The sequence below is a fragment of the Mesorhizobium sp. M1006 genome, assembly GCF_040318825.1.
In the GTDB taxonomy this organism is placed as follows: Bacteria; Pseudomonadota; Alphaproteobacteria; order Rhizobiales; family Rhizobiaceae; genus Mesorhizobium.
The window spans coordinates 1-772 of record NZ_JAMYMZ010000156.1 but is presented as its reverse complement, the minus strand read 5'-3'; the positions used below and the strand labels follow the sequence as shown (position 1 = coordinate 772).

1 protein-coding gene is annotated in these 772 nt (G+C 62.4%); it reads right to left on the bottom strand.

The features are described 5' to 3' along the window. The coding region (locus tag NKH60_RS35010) for an AMP-binding protein (protein WP_352875141.1) at window positions 1-772 on the bottom strand (772 nt) is incomplete at both ends.

The window sequence follows — 772 nt, the reverse complement described above, 5'->3', positions numbered from 1 at the left end:
CAAAGCCGCGCCGCGATCTCGCCCGGCTCGATGCGGAAGCCGCGGATCTTCACCTGGTCATCGTTGCGGCCCAGGAACTCCAGATTGCCATCCGGCAGATAACGCGCCAGGTCGCCGGTCCGGTACATCCGGGCGCCTGCCTCATCGCTGAACGGATCGGCCAAAAACCGCTCCGCCGTCAGCTCGGGGCGGTTCAGGTAGCCACGCGCAACCCCCGCCCCGCCGATATAGAGCTCGCCCACCGCCCCGAACGGCACGGGCGCACCATGAGCGTCCAGCAGGTAGATCCGCGTGTTCGCAATCGGACGGCCGATCGGGAGCCGGCCAAACGTCTCATCAATCGCGGTAATCTCGCAGACTGTCGCAAAGGTCGTCGTCTCGGTCGGACCGTAGCAGTGCAAGAGATGCTGCGGTCGGCTCCCCCTCAAGACCCGTGCTACTGCCGCCACATCAACCGCATCACCGCCGACCAATAGCAACCGCAAGCTTGCCAGCGCCGGGCCTAAATCATCAGCGCTCTGGCTGAACAACCCAGCTGTCAGATGCAGGACGGTAATGCCATGCTGCTGAACCAGACTGCGCAGCACCTCTGGCTGCAGCACATCAATTTGTGGAATCACAACCAGGCTTGAACCGTGTAGCAGCGGTGCCCACACTTCCAGGGTACTGATATCAAACGCGGGATTGCCCACCCACGCCACACGATCACTCGAGCTGAACTGCGCATAGCCATTGTTGATGACGAGCCGGTTGACCGCACGGTGAGCAACAA